Annotated in this window: 22 protein-coding genes and 1 riboswitch; of the genes, 7 read left to right on the forward strand and 15 right to left on the reverse strand. The window is 60.6% G+C overall.

Annotation, left to right across the window (positions count from 1 at the left end; all coding sequences use genetic code 11):
• Positions 1–68 precede the first annotated feature (68 nt).
• From HED64_RS19795 to HED64_RS05285, 6 genes are read left to right on the forward strand one after another with little or no spacing between them, the layout of a single operon-like run.
• On the forward strand, positions 69–641 hold the full coding sequence (locus HED64_RS19795; RefSeq protein ID WP_245325630.1) for a hypothetical protein: 573 nt from the start codon (positions 69–71) through the stop codon (positions 639–641).
• On the forward strand, positions 641–1,522 hold the full coding sequence (locus HED64_RS05265; RefSeq protein WP_425351774.1) for a hypothetical protein: 882 nt from the start codon (positions 641–643) through the stop codon (positions 1,520–1,522). The genes HED64_RS19795 and HED64_RS05265 overlap by 1 nt, the downstream gene beginning before the upstream one ends.
• On the forward strand, positions 1,519–1,851 hold the full coding sequence (locus tag HED64_RS05270; RefSeq protein ID WP_168150987.1) for an L-rhamnose mutarotase: 333 nt from the start codon (positions 1,519–1,521) through the stop codon (positions 1,849–1,851). Before HED64_RS05265 ends, HED64_RS05270 begins: the two co-directional genes overlap by 4 nt.
• A 56-nt stretch (positions 1,852–1,907) precedes the next feature.
• A complete protein-coding gene (locus tag HED64_RS05275; RefSeq protein WP_168150988.1) occupies positions 1,908–2,915 on the forward strand; it encodes a pirin family protein in 1,008 nt (335 codons plus the stop codon).
• 54 nt (positions 2,916–2,969) lie between these two features.
• Positions 2,970–3,353 carry a ribonuclease E inhibitor RraB gene (locus HED64_RS05280; protein ID WP_168150989.1) on the forward strand — a complete coding sequence of 128 codons (384 nt, stop codon included), beginning with the start codon at positions 2,970–2,972 and terminating at the stop codon, positions 3,351–3,353.
• A gap of 33 nt (positions 3,354–3,386) precedes the next feature.
• The gene (locus HED64_RS05285; RefSeq protein ID WP_168150990.1) at positions 3,387–3,719 is read left to right on the forward strand and encodes a GNAT family N-acetyltransferase; all 333 of its coding nucleotides are present in this window, start codon (positions 3,387–3,389) and stop codon (positions 3,717–3,719) included.
• A gap of 10 nt (positions 3,720–3,729) precedes the next feature.
• Here the strand turns inward: HED64_RS05285 and HED64_RS05290 are convergent, their stop codons facing one another.
• Together HED64_RS05290 and dnaB are read right to left on the reverse strand one after the other, a co-directional pair.
• The gene (locus tag HED64_RS05290) at positions 3,730–3,921 is read right to left on the reverse strand and encodes a helix-hairpin-helix domain-containing protein (RefSeq protein WP_168150991.1); all 192 of its coding nucleotides are present in this window, start codon (positions 3,919–3,921) and stop codon (positions 3,730–3,732) included.
• Positions 3,922–4,065: 144 nt separating this feature from the next.
• The gene (gene dnaB / locus HED64_RS05295; RefSeq protein ID WP_132360641.1) at positions 4,066–5,439 is read right to left on the reverse strand and encodes a replicative DNA helicase; all 1,374 of its coding nucleotides are present in this window, start codon (positions 5,437–5,439) and stop codon (positions 4,066–4,068) included.
• Positions 5,440–5,956: 517 nt separating this feature from the next.
• On the opposite strand from dnaB, the gene HED64_RS05300 reads away from it, so the two are divergent.
• Positions 5,957–6,382 (forward strand): DUF1801 domain-containing protein, encoded by a 426-nt coding sequence (locus HED64_RS05300; protein ID WP_168150992.1) that lies wholly within the window; start codon positions 5,957–5,959, stop codon positions 6,380–6,382.
• A 94-nt stretch (positions 6,383–6,476) separates the two neighbouring features.
• Here the strand turns inward: HED64_RS05300 and HED64_RS05305 are convergent, their stop codons facing one another.
• From HED64_RS05305 to HED64_RS05365, 13 genes are all read right to left on the reverse strand, one after another.
• The gene (locus tag HED64_RS05305) at positions 6,477–6,986 is read right to left on the reverse strand and encodes a flavin reductase family protein (RefSeq protein WP_168150993.1); all 510 of its coding nucleotides are present in this window, start codon (positions 6,984–6,986) and stop codon (positions 6,477–6,479) included.
• A gap of 67 nt (positions 6,987–7,053) precedes the next feature.
• Positions 7,054–7,167, reverse strand: a riboswitch (SAM riboswitch).
• Positions 7,168–7,408: 241 nt separating this feature from the next.
• Positions 7,409–8,035 (reverse strand): dihydrofolate reductase family protein, encoded by a 627-nt coding sequence (locus HED64_RS05310; RefSeq protein ID WP_168150994.1) that lies wholly within the window; start codon positions 8,033–8,035, stop codon positions 7,409–7,411.
• A gap of 280 nt (positions 8,036–8,315) precedes the next feature.
• Complete coding sequence (rplI, locus tag HED64_RS05315) at positions 8,316–8,771, reverse strand: 50S ribosomal protein L9 (protein WP_132360649.1); 456 nt, start codon at positions 8,769–8,771, stop codon at positions 8,316–8,318.
• Positions 8,772–8,786: 15 nt separating this feature from the next.
• Positions 8,787–9,026, reverse strand: coding sequence for a 30S ribosomal protein S18 (gene rpsR / locus HED64_RS05320; RefSeq protein ID WP_007269381.1), 240 nt, complete (start codon positions 9,024–9,026; stop codon positions 8,787–8,789).
• A 63-nt stretch (positions 9,027–9,089) separates the two neighbouring features.
• Positions 9,090–9,671: a single-stranded DNA-binding protein gene (locus HED64_RS05325; RefSeq protein WP_132360651.1), complete on the reverse strand. Its 582-nt coding sequence runs from the start codon at positions 9,669–9,671 to the stop codon at positions 9,090–9,092.
• A gap of 44 nt (positions 9,672–9,715) precedes the next feature.
• Entirely contained in the window at positions 9,716–10,021 is a 306-nt protein-coding gene (rpsF, locus tag HED64_RS05330; RefSeq protein ID WP_068732441.1) for a 30S ribosomal protein S6, read from the reverse strand.
• Between the two features lie 174 nt (positions 10,022–10,195).
• The gene (locus tag HED64_RS05335) at positions 10,196–12,328 is read right to left on the reverse strand and encodes an acyltransferase family protein (RefSeq protein WP_168150995.1); all 2,133 of its coding nucleotides are present in this window, start codon (positions 12,326–12,328) and stop codon (positions 10,196–10,198) included.
• Positions 12,329–12,426: 98 nt separating this feature from the next.
• Entirely contained in the window at positions 12,427–13,704 is a 1,278-nt protein-coding gene (locus tag HED64_RS05340) for a M18 family aminopeptidase (RefSeq protein ID WP_168150996.1), read from the reverse strand.
• A gap of 47 nt (positions 13,705–13,751) precedes the next feature.
• Positions 13,752–13,916, reverse strand: a complete 165-nt coding sequence (locus tag HED64_RS05345; RefSeq protein WP_168150997.1) for a hypothetical protein — start codon at positions 13,914–13,916, stop codon at positions 13,752–13,754.
• Between the two features lie 8 nt (positions 13,917–13,924).
• Positions 13,925–14,641, reverse strand: coding sequence for a response regulator (locus tag HED64_RS05350; protein ID WP_168150998.1), 717 nt, complete (start codon positions 14,639–14,641; stop codon positions 13,925–13,927).
• 9 nt (positions 14,642–14,650) lie between these two features.
• Entirely contained in the window at positions 14,651–15,988 is a 1,338-nt protein-coding gene (locus HED64_RS05355) for a sensor histidine kinase (RefSeq protein WP_168150999.1), read from the reverse strand.
• Between the two features lie 29 nt (positions 15,989–16,017).
• Positions 16,018–16,881, reverse strand: a complete 864-nt coding sequence (locus HED64_RS05360) for an ABC transporter permease (protein ID WP_245325631.1) — start codon at positions 16,879–16,881, stop codon at positions 16,018–16,020.
• A gap of 1 nt (position 16,882) precedes the next feature.
• Positions 16,883–17,827: an ATP-binding cassette domain-containing protein gene (locus HED64_RS05365; protein ID WP_132360661.1), complete on the reverse strand. Its 945-nt coding sequence runs from the start codon at positions 17,825–17,827 to the stop codon at positions 16,883–16,885.
• Positions 17,828–17,866: the final 39 nt, after the last annotated feature.

Below are 17,866 nucleotides of genomic sequence, written 5' to 3' on the forward strand. Positions count from 1 at the left end.
CCCAGCGTAGCGCGGCCGTTTCCGCCACGCTCTACGGCACGCTACGCCTACCCAGTAAAGGATGCAGCATGCCAAACACCCCCACACTCACCGAGATACTGCCGCCCCACCAGCGACGTAAAACTCGCATTGGTCTGGTCTCCGGCGGACTTGGCGCATATTGGGAGCAGTTTCCGCAGCTGCTGCCGCAACTGCGGGAATCCGCCACCTATGTCACCTCACGCCTCCGGGCCTCCGATGCGGAGGTCATCGACGCTGGATTCATCTCCGATGCCCGCCAGGGCGCGGCAGCCGCAGAGACGCTGCGTCGGGCAGACTGCGATTTGATCGTCATGTTCGCCGCCACTTATCTCACGGCCTCCATGGTGCTGCCGATTGCCCAACGTGCCGGCGCTCCGGTGCTGGTCATCGATCTACAGCCGTCACCGGCCATGGACCACGCCAACACCACCACCGGTCAATGGTTGGCGTATGCGGGCAGTGCCCGGTACCCGAAATCGCCAACGTATTCCGTCGTGCTGGCATCGAATTTCGCTCGGTCTCCGGCTATCTGCACCAGGAATCTGCTTGGGAACGGATCAATCGCTGGGTTTCGGCGGCATCGATCCGCGGACGCTTGCGCACCGCCAGACACGGGCTGATGGGCCACCTTTACCCGGGCATGCTTGATGTATCCACCGACCCGCTTAACGTTTCGGCACACTTCGGATCGCATGTGGAAGTCCTCGAATTCGATGACCTGCGTGAACGCGTCAATGCCGTCACCGAGGCGCAGGTGGCACAGCGGGTGAGCCTGGCCGAGAACGTGTTCCTTCTCGATGCCTCGGTCAACCGGGACGATCTGGCCTGGGGCGCCAAGGTTTCCGTGGGTCTTGACCAGTTGGTTGCCGACTTCGATCTCGACTCACTGGCCTACTATCATCGCGGGTTGGCCGGAGAAATGCATGAACGTCTCGGTGCCGGCATGATCCTCGGTGCCTCGCTGCTCACGGCCCGTGGCATCCCGATGGCCGGGGAGTATGAATTGCGCACTTCCATTGCCATGCTGGCCGCAAACGCCCTCGGTTCCGGCGGATCATTTACCGAAATTCAAGCGCTCAATTTCACCGACAACGTTGTGGAAATGGGCCATGACGGACCGGCTCACCTCCAAATTTCCGCGGGTCAGCCCCTGTTGCGCGGGCTAGGTGTTTATCACGGAAAACGCGGCTGGGGTGTCTCAGTTGAATTTGATGTGCAGCACGGACCCGTCACGGCCTTTGGACTGGGAGAGGAACGCGACGGCAGCTACACCTTCATCACTTCGGAGGGAAGTGTCACCGACGGCCCACTGCTGGCCATCGGAAACACAACTTCCCGAGTGGACTTCGGGATGGATCCTGGCCAGTGGGTTGATGACTGGTCGACCACCGGCATTGGCCACCACTGGGCCCTGTGCGTAGGACACCGTGCCCAGGACCTTGCCGCTGCAGCTTCTCTGCTGGGCCTTGAACACAAACATGTGGGGCGGAAAAGATCATGAAACGCGTTTGCTTCGAGCTTCGGGTCAAGCCCGATCGCCTCGCCGAATACACGGACGAACATGCTCGAGTCTGGCCGGAGATGCTGATGGCGCTGAAGAGTAGCGGCTGGCATAACTATTCCTTGTTTATGCGCCCCGATGGGCTGGTGATCGGTTATTTCGAAACCGATGACCTCGCCGCAGCCCAATCCGCCATCAAAAACTCCGATGCAAATGCCGTCTGGCAGGAACACATGGCCGATTTCTTGCTGGATCCGGGACCTTCCCTGAGCGAACTCACCGAGGTTTTCCATCTTGAAGACCAACTGTCTGCCGGAGACGACGCATAAAACGCAGATCGTCCGGAGTAATCCCAAATCCGCCGATTCGGCACTAGTCTGAAACCATGAGCAATCTTGAGGCAGCCCCCGACGAGCTCGTGTGTGGTGCCGATGCGCAGTGTGCTGGAATTGAGCTTTTGTCTCCACGCAATGTTCCGCTCGGCGGTCCACGCGCCATGGACGTTCGCAGGACACTACCGCAGAAGCAGCGAAGCCTCATCGGGGCGTGGTGTTTCCTTGACCACTATGGCCCAGATCCCGTGGGTGATAGCGGCGGAATGGCTGTTCCACGCCATCCACACACGGGGCTGCAGACCATCTCCTGGCTTTTTACTGGAGAAATTGAGCACCGAGACTCCGCGGGCTTCCATGCCATGGTTCGCCCCGGCGAGGTGAACCTCATGACCGCTGGCCGCGGGATCAGCCACTCCGAGTTCTCCACGCCAGAGACCACCGTCCTGCACGGTGCTCAGTTATGGGTGGCGCTCCCCGATGATGCCCGCCATATGGAGCCAACATTCGCCCATCACCGCCCCGAGCCGCTGACCGGGAGCGGATGGGTGGTGAGCGTATTTCTGGGCCACCTCACCGTGCGCAACCCGGCCGGACTCGACCAGTTCTCCGCGTCGCCCATCAAGACACATACCGAACTACTCGGTGCCGAGGTTCGGTTGGAACCCGGTACCAGCATCACCGTGGCGCTTAACGCCCACCACGAGCATGGCCTCTTGGTTGACTCCGGGGACCTGAACCTCGATGCCGACCACGTTCCCGTTGACCATCTGGCCTATCTGCCGGCCGGAACCCCGGAGATCACCCTGACGGCAGGAACGGAACCAGTATTGGCCCTGCTAATAGGCGGAGAACCACTGAACGAGCAGATCCTGATGTGGTGGAATTTTGTCGGCCGCACCCATGAGGAAGTCGTGGAGTACCGCAGGGCCTGGCAGTCAGAGATCGGCGCCGAGGGAACCCTCAGTGGCACCAGGCGTTTCGGCGATTTTCCCACCGACCAGCCGGCTGCGCTTCCGGCACCCGTCCTGCCCAGTGTGCGGCTGCGTCCCCGCGACTAAAACTCCACCCCTGCCAAAAACGCGTCGGGCTCAAGGAAAGGGCAAAACCAAAACATGTCACTGACCGAGGAACTGGCCAAGTTGCGCGAAGCTTTGGCCGAACGTGCGGGACTGGGCGACCAGTTGGAGTCCAAGCGCGAAATGGAACATTTTGTTTCCTTCCGCTCACTGCGTGAGGCCACCGAGGCGACCACTCATTTCGAGGACGCGGGCTGGCAGGTTGATGCCGACATCGCGCAAGATCAACATTCCCGGTTTCCGCTTCGGGTGTATCGGATTCAACGCATCGACGTGGAGCACGCAGAGAATGCACTGCGCTCGGTCCACTCGATCACGCTAAAGCACGGTGGCAGCTACGACGGTTTTGGTGCCGTATTCATTGAAGCCGACGGCACCGAACCGCGCGGCTTTTTCGGCCGCCTCTTTGGCAACCCCTAATCCCTCAACGACCCCTCAACCAGAAGGAACCCGATGACAGAGATTCGCTTTGAGCTCCTCGCCGACCGCCGCCGTTATGCCCTGATCGACGGGGAGAACGTGATTGGTGCTGCCCATTACCGGGATCTGGAGACAGACACGGGCATCGAACGGGTTTTCTTCCACACCGTCGTCGACGAGGCTTACGCGGGGCAGGGTTTGGCCGGCAAGCTCGCTGCCCAGGCGTTGGCCGATACCGTCGCCCGGGGATACAAGATCGTCCCCGTCTGCCCGTACATCAAGGTATACGTGCGAAAGCACCACGAATTTGATGCCGAACTCATCACGCCAACTCCGGAGCACCTCGCGATCCTGCCTAAGGGCTAAGCGCCACGGCTCAGTCGGCCAGTTCCAGACCAAGCTCCGCCAAGGCGGCTCGCAAGATCGTGATGCCCTGAGGCCCAAATCCGTGCAGCGCCAGTAAGGCCCGTTGCCCGTGCGCTGCTGCCTGTTCGAGACTCGTGATCCCAGCGGAATCCAACGCTCGAGTGGCGGGTGCGGAAAGCTTCGGCAAGGCGTGTGTGCTCATGATCCCAGCCTATCGTCACCTTCCTGCTCCCCCGCTGGTTGGATCATCACGAAATATCCCGGGGATTGCCGGCAAAAGCAGACCGGGCGGTTGGCCTTCCTCGTGGGAAAGGCCAACCGCCCGGTCTTCGGTGATCAACAGGTGCTAACCGTGGCCATCCTGGGCCATGTTGCTGAAGCGCGAGTAGTGTCCCTGGAAGGCGACGGTGATGGTCTTGGTGGGTCCGTTACGGTGCTTGGCCACGATCACGTCAGCTTCGCCGGCACGAGCCGATTCCTTATCGTAAATGTCTTCACGGTGCAGGAGGATGACCATGTCGGCGTCCTGCTCGATCGAGCCGGATTCACGAAGATCCGAAATCATCGGCTTCTTGTCCGTACGCTGTTCCGAACCACGGTTCAGCTGGGACAACGCGATAACCGGAACGTCCAGCTCCTTGGCCAGAAGCTTCAGGGCACGGGAGAACTCCGAAACTTCTTGCTGACGCGATTCGACTTTTTTGCCAGAGCTCATCAGCTGCAGGTAGTCGAGCACCACGAGCTTGAGGTCATGCTTCTGCTTTAGTCGACGGCACTTGGCACGAATCTCCATGAGCGACATGTTCGGCGAATCATCAATGAACAGGGGCGCGTCGTTAAGTCGGCCCATCGTGGTGGCGATCTTCGACCACTGTTCGTCCTGGATGGTGCCCTTACGCAAATCTTGCAGAGCGATGCTGGCCTCTGCCGAGAGCAGACGCATGGCAATTTCGTTCCGGCCCATTTCTAGGGAGAAGAAAACGGCGGTCATGTTGTTCTTAATGGACGCTGAGCGAGCGAAATCCAATGCGAACGTTGATTTACCAACGGCCGGACGGGCGGCGATGACGATCATCTGGCCACCGTGCAGGCCCTGCGTCAGTTCGTCGAGTTCGAAGAATCCTGTGGGAACACCGATCACGCCCTCGCCGCGGCTGCCGGCGGATTCAATTTCGTCGACGGTGCCCTCGATGATGTCGCGCAATGGCACGTAGTCTTCGGCCGTGCGGCGTTCGGCGACCTTGTAGACCTCGGCCTGAGCTTCGTTAACGATGGCGTCGACCTCGCCGTCCTGCGAGTAGCCGAGCTGGACGATCTTGGTACCCGCATCAACCAGTCGGCGAAGCACCGCTCGTTCGCGAACGATCTCGGCGTAGAAGCCGGCGTTGGCGGCGGTAGGCACCGACTGGATAAGCGTGTGCAGGTAGGCCGGGCCACCGATGCGGGTGATTTCACCGCGCTTGGTCAACAGGTCCGAGACGGTGACGGCATCGGCCGGCTCACCACGGCCGTAGAGGTCGATGATGGCTTCGTAGATTGCCTCGTGTGCCGGACGGTAGAAGTCCAGTCCTCGCAGCACTTCAACGCAGTCGGCGATGGCGTCCTTGGAGAGCATCATGCCACCGAGGACACTCTGTTCTGCGACAAGGTCCTGCGGTGGAGTACGTCCATACTCCGATTCTCGAGAATCGGAGGTGGCATTTGAGCTGGCTAGCGACACGGGCTTTTCCCTTCAAGCATTGCGGGTTCCCAAGGTTTCCGCTTCATGACCTACCCCCAGTGTCTCAAGGAGAACCGACGATTCGTTAGGTGCAATATCACACGTGCGTAATGGCACCACGAACCTGTGGAAATAGGTGGGGAACAGTGCCACCCTAGACCCCATTTCGGCAAAACCCAAGGCAGTTATCCACAGGGCGTGTGGATAACCTGTGTACCTCGTGGCGTGTTGTGTGCACAGTCTGGGGAGAACTTTGTGGATTAGCCGCATGGTTGATCTTTAAATCCCCTCTGACTAGGGCTTATATGTCTCCACAGCTGTGGATAGAAACTTATTATCCACATCCTCCGTCGGCGTAAACTCACGTTATACACACAAAAACCCCTAGATTCCGGGGCTAAACAGGCCCTCTTTCCACAGTTACCCACAAGCTATCCACAGACACGCCGGTCAAATGCCAAAAACTGGGGATAGTGGACATTGATGGGCGTCACGTCGCACTGCCACACTGGGCCACATGAGCGAGAACAAGACCAAGCCCACGGCCATCGACCCCCACGAATTCATCGCAGCCGTGCCCCATCCAACCCGGCGGGCCGACGCCACGATTCTCGCGGACATGATGGGAGAAGTCAGTGGACAGCCGCCGAAAATGTGGGGTCCAACAATTGTTGGTTTCGGAATCTACCACTACGTCTATGAATCAGGGCGCGAAGGGGACGCCGTCGCCATCGGCTTTTCGCCACGTTCGGCCAATCTTGCACTGTATGGGCTGACCATCGCCCCCACGGCCCCAGCGCTTCTGGCGCAACTAGGCAAACACAAGCTCGGGGCATCGTGCCTCTATATCAACAAGCTTGCGGACGTCGATCTTCAGATCTTGCGGCAGTTGGCCGCCGATGGCTACCGCTACATGATGGATGTGGTGCATTGCCCCTCATAGGCCAAGAACCTGGCCAAAGAAAAGACTCCCGGCACCTGAGGCCGAATCCAAGATTCGACATCACATGCCGGGAGCCCGTTGAACGCTAGACGCCCTAGGAGACCAGCTGCTCGGCTTCCAGTCGGCGGAAAGCCGAACCGTGGAATACCAGCGGCGAATGGGCGTTATCGTGCGTCTCGTGGCCGTGCACGCGCATGATCACTACCTGGTGATCCCCAGCCTCGATCTCCTGCTCGATCGAGCAGTCAAGCCACAACGTGGCGTCGTGCAAGAACAGCGCGCCCGCGTCGGTCGAATCTAGGCGAAGACCGGCAAAGCGGTCCCCCGCCTTGGAAGCAATCTGACGGCAGACGCCCTCATTCTTTTCGCTGAGTACCGAAACACCGATACGGCCGCTGCTGCGCACCAGAGGCCAGGTGCGCGAGGTGTTCTGAACGGCAAACATCACCAGCGGTGGATCCATGGAGACACCAACGGTGAAGGAGGAGGCGATAATTCCTTGAGGCTCTCCATCAACGATCGCGCAGAGCGCTGCAATGCCCGATGGGTGCTGGGCAAAAACATTGCGCAGAGTATTGGGCGTGAGGTCAGAGGTAAGAGTCATGATGCTCAATCCTTCGGCTTCTGCCACCGTCCCAGGTGCGTGAGATTCACGCGATAACCTGCGAGGTGAGCGGTGTTTGCCGCCCGGGGTCCCGTTCGGCCGAATCATCACCTGGAGCACCCCACCACCGTGAGAGGGTTGCCGGCCAACGGGCCAGGGCCTGACGTTGACACTCTTGATTCATCACTAACGTTAGAAGCAATAATTACGTCTCGTCAAAGTTTATTTCGACATGAGAAGTCATGAAGCGTTCAAATCGAAGAATCTGCGACGAACTCGTGACAAGTGAACACTTCCACTGTAAAAGTGTCTAAGCTGCTGAACGCTCGCGGATGAGAGCTCGACCACACGTAACTTTCCTGGTTACGTCCGCCGTTGCGAACTCCCCTCGACTTAGCCGCAGATCGAGCTCGCGCTACCGATCACCCAACGTCGGCAACACCGGTATAGGTCGCGAACGCTGCTGTCCCCGTTTTCTCATAGGTGAGGATCGCTAGGCCGCCCGGAGTGGTTGTGGCACTGACCAGTTGTAAGCCGGCAGGGGCACCGCCATCAACAAAGAGTCGCCGGCCCTGACCAACGACCACGGGCGCCACCACCAGACGGAGTTCATCAATGAGTCCCGCTGCCAACAAACTGCCGGCCAATCGTGCACTTCCGTGAATCTGCAGTTCCTTGCCGGGGGTGGCCTTGAGTTCCGCAACACGTGCGGGGACGTCGCCGGAAAGAACGGTGGTCGGGTTCCAGCTTCCTTCGCTGAGGGTCTGAGTGGCAACATACTTCGGCAAGGAGTTCATCAGGCCGGTAAATGGGTCATCTTCGGCAGTAATCTCCGGCCAGTCCCGGGCAAAAGCCTCATAGGTCCGCCGACCCAACAGCAATCCATCGGCCAAGCGGAGCCACTGAGCGGCCTGGTCAATGAAGGCCTCGTCCATATGCGGAACGAACCAGCCGCCGCGGGTGAAACCACCGCTGCGGTCTTCCTCCGGAGAACCCGGACCTTGGCAGACCCCATCAAGACTTACAAACTCGGTGAGTGTCAGTTTCATGTGCGCTTCGCCTGTCCATGGGTGGGCATTACTGGGGAAGGCCCTTGTCATGGAAACATTACGTACCCCGGGCTTCGAGCGCTAGGTCCGGCGTCGAATCCTTGAGGCTTCGGAGTACCGGCGATAGGTTGGCCGATGGCCGGATGACCGACATTCATCGACGGGCGGTTCTGCGAGCTTCAAAGCCCTCACGGGTAGTCGCGTTAACCTACTGTGGACCCCACCAAAGGTGGGGTCCACAGTAGGTTGTCGTCAAGGACGACGGTAGTTGCTAAAGAAATTACTTCTTTACAGCAACAACTACGAGAGAGATCTTTGCCGAAACATCAGCGTGCAGACGCACGGTAGCCGAGTAGTTACCCGTCGACTTGATGTGGTCGTCAATTTCGATGTTGCGCTTGTCGATCGAGCCAGCGCCAGCAGCTGAAACAGCCTTGGCGATGTCGTCGGTCTTCACGGTGCCGAAGAGGCGACCGGTAGCGCCAGCCTTGACGGTCAACTTGACCGGCTTGGCGGAAATCGAAGCAGCGAGTGCCTGTGCCTCTTCCAAGGATGCAACAGCGCGAGCAGCACGGGCGGCCTTGATCGACTCAACCTGCTTCTCACCGCCCTTGGTCCAGGTGATAGCGAATGAACGCGGGAGAAGGTAGTTACGTGCGTAACCATCCTTCACCTCGACGATGTCGCCTGCGGCACCGAGGCCGGTAACTTCGTGGGTCAGAATGAGCTTTGCCATGTTGGTATACCTTCCTTAGCCGCGGCCAGCGCCGGAGTAAGGCAGCAATGCCACTTCGCGCGCGTTCTTGATGGCCTGTGCGATCTTGCGCTGTTCCTGTACGGAAACGCCGGTAACGCGACGGGCACGGATCTTTCCGCGATCCGAAATGAACTTGCGCAGCAATGCTACGTCCTTGTAGTCGATGACAGTGATGTCAGCGGCCTTCAAGGGATTGGACTTTGGTTTGGGCTTACGGAGTTCAGCCTTAGCCATCGTGGAGCTCCTTAATTCAGGTGGAGCCCGCAGAAGATTCTGCGGGATGGTGAATAAATGTGTTTAGAAGGGCGGTTCGTCGGAACCCGGGTTGCCCCATCCGCCGTTGTTTCCTCCGGCAGGAGCGCCCCATGGATCGGCTGCAGGTGCATTCCAGCCGCCACCGTTGTTTCCGCCAGCGTTGCCGCCACCGAAACCACCGTTGCCACCTTGATTGCCGCCGGCAGGAGCGCCGGAGTTCTGCTGGCCGCCAAAGCCACCACCGTTGCCACCGCCGGAGCGCTGGGTACGGGTGACCTTAGCCGAGGCGTAACGCAACGATGGGCCGATTTCATCGACCTCTAGCTCGGTGACGTTACGCTTTTCGCCTTCTTTGGTTTCGTAAGAACGCGACTTAAGGCGACCCTGGGCGACGACTCGCATGCCCTTGGTCAACGTCTCAGCGACGTTTTCAGCAGCCTCACGCCACACCGAAGCCCGGAGGAACAGCGTGTCGCCGTCCTTCCATTCATTGGTCTGACGATCGAAGGTTCGCGGGGTCGAAGCAATGGTGAAGTTCGCCACTGCCGATCCTGACGGGGTGAAACGCAGTTCCGGGTCAGCGGTCAAATTACCAATAACCGTAATGACTGTCTCGCCTGCCATTGGAGCCTCCTAAAGTGTTGTTCTACGAAGATCGAAAAGCAGAATTACTCTGCTACGACCTTTGCCTCTTCCGGGCGGGTGATCTTGGTACGCATGATGGTCTCATTGAGGCTCAGCTGGCGATCAAGCTCTGCGGAAGTAGCGGGGGTAGCGGTGAAGTTAACTACCGCGTAAATGGCCTCATTCTTCTTCTGAATGTCGTAGGCCAGGCGGCGACGGCCCCAGATGTCAACCTTTTCGATGGTTCCACCATCGTTGAGGACAACGTCCAGGAACTTACCGAGGGTCGGTTCAACGGTTCGCTCGTCGACCTCGGGGTCGATCAGCACCATCAATTCATAAGCACGCATGTGAACCCACCTCCTTTGGGCTAAACGGTCACGGCATTTCCGCAACAGGAGGTTCTTTGCATTTGCTGTCGCCGCAACCCGATTGCTGGGCGCGGCAGAAACAGCCTCAACTATTCTAGCTGAAAAACGCGCTTTGCCCCGACAAGTTCTGGTGCGCTGCATCACGCATCGGCTTTAGCGGCTCGATTCCAGGTGATCTTTATCCATCGCGGCGAGCAACCGTTGGTCAAATACCGGCGCTAGCGTGCGCATATAGGTGTCGGAGATGTGGTGCTTGTCCCGATACACCAACACGTTGCCGATCACCGCCGGGCAGAACTCGTTGCTGCAGAACTGGTCGGAGAAATCCAAGACATCAACCCGCGGGTCGAGCTTGGCCGCAGAGAGCGTGAAGTCGTTGGCCTCGAAGGCCTTCGACTTCGGCGTGCCACAGGATTGAAGTTGCTCCGGATGCTGCACCACACAGTCACGCGCGTAGGTCTTCAGGCCCGGACGTGGGGTGTCCAGAATTGGATAGACAGAAATGCCCGCATCCTCGAGTGCATCCCAGTATTGGGCGAAGCCCTCCGCGGCACCCTTGGCAAAGGCCGACCCGGCCCAGTGGCTGGTCACCACGGCGTCCACATCGCCACGAGAAACGATCCGCTCAAGGGTGTCCCTATTGGCTTGCTGGCAAGAAATACTGCCATTCTTCTCCGCCGTCCGCTCGGTGGCGGTGAAGGGGCAGGAGTTTTTCAGATACGTGAGGACCTTCCAGCCATGTTGCTCGGCGGTTGCTTCCGCCGCCCTAAACCAATGCGCTGCATGAGAATCCCCCACCAGGGCGATCGTAAATTTGCCGTCCTTAGCACCGCGGATACATTCGCGGGTCACCTCGGACTGCGGCTTTTGTACACATTCGCCCAGATCGGGCAGGTCGCTGGCGGCTTCCGCGGGGACCGGGACGATCTGCTTCATGCCCTGCAGGTAGGCGGGCGCGCCGGCGGGAACCGAAGCGGCGCCGAAGCCCTCGGGCGGAGCGGCAAGCATCGTGGCCGCGGCCCGTTCCTGAGCCACAACTTCTCGCTGGGCCAGCGCTCCCGGGGCCAGGGACATCGCGGCAACCATGCTCAGTGCCACCGCGCCGACGCCCAGAGCCCGCCAGCTTGAGGATTGCAGTGGGGCGAAGTTCCGTGCGGGGGTTTCGATCCAGCGGTAACTCGCCGTGGCCAGCAGCAGGCTGAGCACCAACAAGCCGATGCTCTGCAACGCTCGCGGCTCACGCTCGGCGAAGAAGAGGAAGAAGGTCAATACCGGCCAATGCCACAGATAAAGCGAGTAGGAGATGTTGCCCAACCATTGAACCGCCGAATGCTCCAACAGCTTTTGTGGGGCCAACATCCCGCGGGTCTCCCCGGCAAGGATCACCGCCAGGGTGCCAAGCACCGGAAGGGCCGCCGAGGCCCCTGGGAACGGCGTTTTCGCATCATAACCAAAGGCCGCCACCGCGATGGCCGCAAAGCCAGCCCAGGCCACAGCGGTACGGACACCCGGTGTCTGGAACCATTTGATGGTGCGGGGCATCAGGCCCGGCTCCGCGGGGGCGAGGAAGAGCGCCAGCAGGCCGCCTGCAGCCATTTCCCACACCCGGGCGGGGGTCACGAAGTAGGCCGCGGGATCCCCCGAGCCCACCAGAACCATCGAATAAATCAGCGAGATGATGATGACCGCACCAAAGACCAGGGCCAGGGCGGCACGTGGCAGGGCACCGCTCAGCCCCCGACGGCCCACACGTTCGGCCTTCTTGGCTGCCCAGTTACGACCCCCCACCCACATGGCGAGCAGTACCAACAGTGGCCAGAAGAGGTAAAACTGTTCCTCCACGCCCAATGACCAGAAGTGCTGCAGCGCCGTGGGAGCTTGATCGGCGGCCAGGTAGTCCACCGCATTGGCAGCCAGCACCCAGTTTTCCACCGAGAACGCCGAGGCCAGTGCCGCGGTTCCCACCGTTTTCCACAACGTGGAAGGAAGGAAGAGGAGCGTGGCAATGACTACCGCGATGATGACCACAAAGGCCGCGGGAAGGATGCGGCGCACACGTGCCGCCCAGAACCCCGGCAGGTTGATCCGACCCGAGGCGCGAACCTCGCGCAGCAGATGTCCGGTGATCAGGAATCCGGAGATGGCAAAAAAGACATCCACACCAACAAATCCGCCCGGCACCAAACGCGGTTCCAGGTGATAGGCCACCACCAAAGCGACAGCGAGGGCTCGCAGCGATTGAACCTCTGGCAGGAAACGGCGCGGCGGCTTTAAATCGGTGTTCATGCCCGCGAGCAAAGCACACACGCATGAACACCTCGTGACCTGCGAGTGTTAACTCGCTATCCGGTGCACGCTTTTATGATGCCCTTCACGGTGTGTTGTTAGGCGGCGAAGAAGGCCGCGGAGATCTTGGCCAGGCGCAGCGGATCCTCCACTCCACACATTTCGCGTGCCGAGTGCATCGAGAGCAGCGGGATGCCAACATCCACGGTGCGGATACCCAGACGCGTGGCGGTCAGCGGGCCGATGGTGGAACCGCACGGCATCTGATTATTGGAGACAAACTCCTGATACGGCACCTGAGCCTGCTCGCAGAGCCGGGCGAAGAGTGCCGCCCCGATGCCGTCGGTGGCGTAGCGCTGGTTCGCGTTGATCTTCAACAGTGGTCCGGCGCCCAGCAGCGGGCGGTTGGCCGGGTCGTGACGTCCCGCGTAGTTCGGGTGCACCGAGTGACCGGCATCGGCCGAGACGCAGAAGGAATTGGCATAGGCGCGGTTGCGGTCCTGGGTGTCGGCGCCGAGGTGGTGCCCGATGCGTTCGAGCATGTCTTGGAGGAACGGGCCGCAGGCACCGGAGCGGGAGGAGGACCCGATTTCTTCGTGGTCAAAGGCCGCCAGTAGGGCAATGTGCTCACCTGTGCCCGTTGCCGCGTGCTCGATCAGTGCCACCAGTGAGGCGTGTACCGAGGAGAGGTTATCCAGCCGCCCGGAGGCAAAGAACTCGTTGGATCCGCCGAAGATTTCACCGGCTTGGGTGTCGGCCACCACCACGTCGTAACCGCCGATCTGCGCCGCGTCCACCCCCGCACTTTCGGCGAGCACTGCCAACACATCGGCTTCGGCCGGGTTTCCAATCCCCCACACGGGGTTCATGTGCGTCTGCTTGTCCAGCGTCAGCGACTCATTGACCGCCCGATCTAGATGGATGGCCAACTGCGGGAAGCGCAGCAGCGCGCCGGTGCGGGCCAGCACGGTGTGCCCGTCCTTCATCGCCAGCCGTCCGGCGAGCAAGAGCTCGCGATCCAGCCAGGAGTTCAGCAGCGGGCCGCCGTATACCTCGACTCCGGCCTGCAGCCAGCCGTGGGCCCCGGTCGTCGGCTTGGGCTTGAGCTTAAAGGACGGCGAATCCGTGTGTGAGCCAAGGATGTGGAATCCGGTGCTCGCGGTGGCGGTGGCCGGCTGCACCCAGGCGATGATCGCTCCGTCGCGGATCACATAGTGACCCCCTGCGCTCAGCTCCCAGGCAGCGTCCTCAGCGTGAGCGCTAAAGCCCGCGGCATCAAGTCTGCGCGCCGCCTCGGCGACCGCGTGGAAGGACGAGGGCGAGGCCGCTACGAAGGCGGCGAGGTCGTTGATGTGCTTGATGGCTGCGCTGGGCATTCGAAACTTTCCGTGGCTGATATGGGTGAAGAGGTGTGAGGGATGATTTAGGTTCGGGTACGAAGCAGGGCCACCACCAGGGCCGCTGCACCTGCAACGATGCTAGCCCACCCGAGGATGGGAAGCGCGAAGTTGGTGATCAAAAATGCGCCGGCCACCAACAAGACCCCGGCCAGCAGGAGCCACGGCGAGCGCAGCAGTTCGAAATTCATCACTCCCCCTAGTAGTCAAGTCCCTGGCTGGGAATAACCAGACCCGTCTCATAGGCGTAGACCACTGCCTGGACGCGATCACGCAGATGCAACTTGGTCAGGATTCGCCGCACATGAGTTTTCACCGTGGCCTCGGAGAGGAAGAAGCGGTGAGCGATTTCGGCGTTGGAGAGTCCCTCGGACATCGCTCCGAGCACCTCGAGCTCGCGTGGGGTCAGGTCTTCGAGCAGCGGGTCCCGTTCCGGGGCCGTGTTGTTGGCCCGGTTCGGGGCGCCGTTGCGCACATAGGTTTCCAGCAGTCGTGCCGTGACTCGGGGTGCGACCACCGCATCACCCGATGCCACCAGGCGCACGGCCTGCACCAGTTCTTCCGGGGCCACGTCCTTGAGCAGGAATGCGCTGGCACCGGCTTGCAGCCCGGCGAAGGCGTATTCGTCGAGGTCGAAGGTCGTGAGGATGATGACCTTGGTATCGGGCAGCTCCTTGACGATGCGGGTGGTGGCCTCGATACCGTCCATGGTGGGCATCCGGACGTCCATGAGCACCACGTCCGGCTTTAACTTCAGCGCCTGGCGCACACCATCGGCACCGTCCGAGGCCTCACCGAGGATGGCGAGATCGCCCTCACCCTCCAGGATGAGCCTGAATCCCATGCGCAGCAACGGCTGGTCATCAACCAGCAGCACCCCAATGCGCGGTGTTGGATCTTCAACGGTGTCTGACATGTTTACGATTCACGATCCTTGGTGTTGAGGCTTAACCGCCGTGGGCCGGGCGGCCGGCGGCGTGGGTTCTTCTGGGCAACGGGTCGGCCTCGGCAACCTGAGGTTGGCGGTGACTGTCCACCCGCCGGAGGCGCTGGGGCCGGCCGTCAAGGATCCCTCAAAGAGGGCGGCTCGTTCGGCCATGCCGCGGATTCCCTGCCCCGATCCAATGTTTTCGCGCAAGGATCCTTGGTGGGTGCCGTCGTCATGGATGCGCACGCTCACGTCTTCGCCCTCGCGGTGCACCAAGACCTCCACCAAATTCACGTTGCGACCATAGCGCAGCACATTGGTCAGTGATTCCTGAATGATGCGAAAAACGGTCAGTTGGAATGTTGCGCTCTCGGGCAATGTCGGCCCGGATTGGGTAAAGCGCAGCGGCAACCCAGCCACGGTGAATCCCGCGAGCATCTGTTCCACCGATTCGGCCGCCGGCTGTGGCGCTAGAGAGGTGTCCTCCCCAGTGCGCAACACTCCGATCACCCGGCGCATGTCGCCCAAGGCTCGCCGCCCGGTGCTGGAGAGTTCGTTCAGGACCTCTCCCGCGCGAATCGGGTCGCGCTTGAGCACCACCGCCGCGCCATCGGAGAGGGCAATCATGACCGAGAGTGAATGCGCCACCACGTCATGCATCTCGCGGGCGATCCGTGTCCGTTCGCGCACCCTAGCCAGCGTCTGGACGCGCTTGGCCCAGTTGTTCAGCTCCGCCTCGTGGAGTCGCTGGTTTCGCACTGCCGCGCCGATGGCCACGGCGGCGAAGTTCGTACCCAGCATCATGCCGATCACCAACACCATGGTCAGTTCACGTCCACCCAGTTCTGCGAGGGTCGCTTGATCTTCGGGAGACTCGCTGAACATCGAGGGCATCCCAAAGATACTGAAGATCAGCCCCTGCAGGGCGGTGAACAAGATCATCAGGATGTACATCCGCCGTGCCGAGTACTTGGTCGCCGCGGCATAAAGCGCCAGCCACAAACCCGTGCTTCCGCCCACGTAGGAGGAGTCGAGCAGGGTTGCCGATGAGTCCAGGGCCACCGAGACAAAAAGGACGAGCATCGGCCAGCCCCGCCGGAAGAAGAGCAGGATGCCCGAAAGCAGTAATAAAACGACCGTGGGCCAGTGTGAGGACAGGGCGGAATCGATGATGCTGCTGGCCGTCAGCAGGAAATAGAGGACCACCACTGCAACATCAACAAGGGTTGGATGCGCTCGCATAAAACGGCGGAGTCGGCCGATGCGGTGGGCCGAGAGCTCGTCAAAGCTCGCCTCCAGTGAACTGGAGGCGAGCTTTGACGTATTTTCTCTCATGATCTGAGCCTAGCGATTATTGCGACCGATTAGATGTCGCGACGCTGCAGAACGATGGCGGCGAGGATCAAGGGAATCAGTGACCACGCGGCCATGAGCAGGCCGTTTTGCCACTGTTCCAGCCCGCCGGGGGCCACCGTCAGCTGGGTCAGTGCGGTTCCGGCCTGATCCGGGAGGAAGCGCATGGCCTTGGCCAGCCAATCGACCATCGTGCTGAACCCGCCCATGGCCATGGGCAGAACAAAGAACAGTGCGGCCAGCACGACAATTCCGCCGGCGGAATTGCGCAGCAGTCCACCGAGCGCCATGCCGATCAACGCCACCATCACCACATAGAGCACACTGAACCAGAGGCTGCGCTGGAACGCTTCGGAGGAGAAGTCGATGTCTAGGTTGTAGTGCCCAACAATGGGCTTGACCACCAGGAAGGACAGGAGAATCGAGACCAGGGCGACCACTGCCGCGACGATCGTGATCATCAGGGCCTTGGCCCAGAACACCATTTGGCGGTTCGGGACGGCAACAAATGTTGATCGGGCCGAACCGGTGGTGAACTCGGAGCTCATCACCATGACGGCCAGCGCGCCAACGATCAATTGGGCGAAGACCAGCCCACTGGCCGGGAGCGTGGCGGCGATACCACCGAGGTCTCCCATCTCTGCAGCCATCTCCGGGGATTCAGCGGCCATCTCTAGTGAGAAACCGATACCCCAGGAAACAACCGCTGCAATGCCGACCATCACCACGATGGTTGCCAGCACCAGGATCAAGGTGGAGAGCAAGGAGCTGAATTTGATAAATTCGCTGCGCAGCACTCCCATAAATGACACTTTTCCGTTGCCTGCTGCGCCGGGGCCGGCCGAGCGCGGCCTAGCCATTGCCGTTGTACTCATCTCAAGCCTGCTTTCCATTGGTGCCAGCAAAAGCCTGTTGGCCCAGGCTCGAGTGGTATTCAACGTCGTTTTGGGTCAAAGCCATGTAGGCCTCTTCGAGGGATTGCTGTTGCGGGGTCAGTTCGTGCAGCAGAATGTTGTGATCAAGTGCCCGTTGGGCGATGGTGCGCCCATCAAGGCCCACCACCGAGATGGTTTCAGCGTCAAGCCGAGTCACCTGAATGTTCTCACCCAAAAGGGCGTTCATCAGGGCGTCCGCGTCGTCGGTCTTTACCCGGGCGGTCGGTAGATTCTGCCCGCTGATGACCTGTTCAATGGGTGCGTCGGCGATGATGCGGCCGCGGCCGATGATGATCAGGTGATCTGCGGTCAGCGCCATTTCACTCATGAGGTGCGAGGAAATGAATACCGTTTTGCCTTGTGCTGCCTGTTGCCGCGCCAGGTGGCGAACCCACTGCACACCCTCCGGGTCCAGTCCATTAACCGGCTCATCCAGGATGAGGGTCTGTGGGTCACCGAGCAACGCAACGGCGATGCCCAGACGTTGTCCCATGCCCAGGGAGAATCCGCCGACCTTTTTGGTTGCTACGGCGCTGAGCCCGGTGAGCTCAATGACTTCGTCGACCCGCGCATTGGGGATCGAGTGGGTGGCAGCCAAGGAGCGCAGGTGGGTCCGGGCACTGCGCGACTTATGGACGGACTTGGCTTCCAACAGTGCGCCGACTTCACGCAGCGGGGCGGCGTGTTCGCCGTACTTGCGTCCGTTAACCGTCACGGTTCCGGTGGACGGTCGGTCAAGTCCGACGATCATGCGCATGGTGGTAGATTTTCCCGCGCCATTCGGGCCGAGGAATCCGGTGACCTTGCCTGGCTGGACGGTGAAACTCACCGAATCTACTGCGCGCTTGACGCCATAATTTTTTGTCAATGCCTCTGCTGTGATCATGAGGTCAACGCTACGGTGATTATGGCCATCGGTCGCCGC

Origin of the sequence: Paeniglutamicibacter terrestris (genome assembly GCF_012271785.1) — a bacterium.
Classification (GTDB): domain Bacteria; phylum Actinomycetota; class Actinomycetes; order Actinomycetales; family Micrococcaceae; genus Paeniglutamicibacter; species Paeniglutamicibacter terrestris.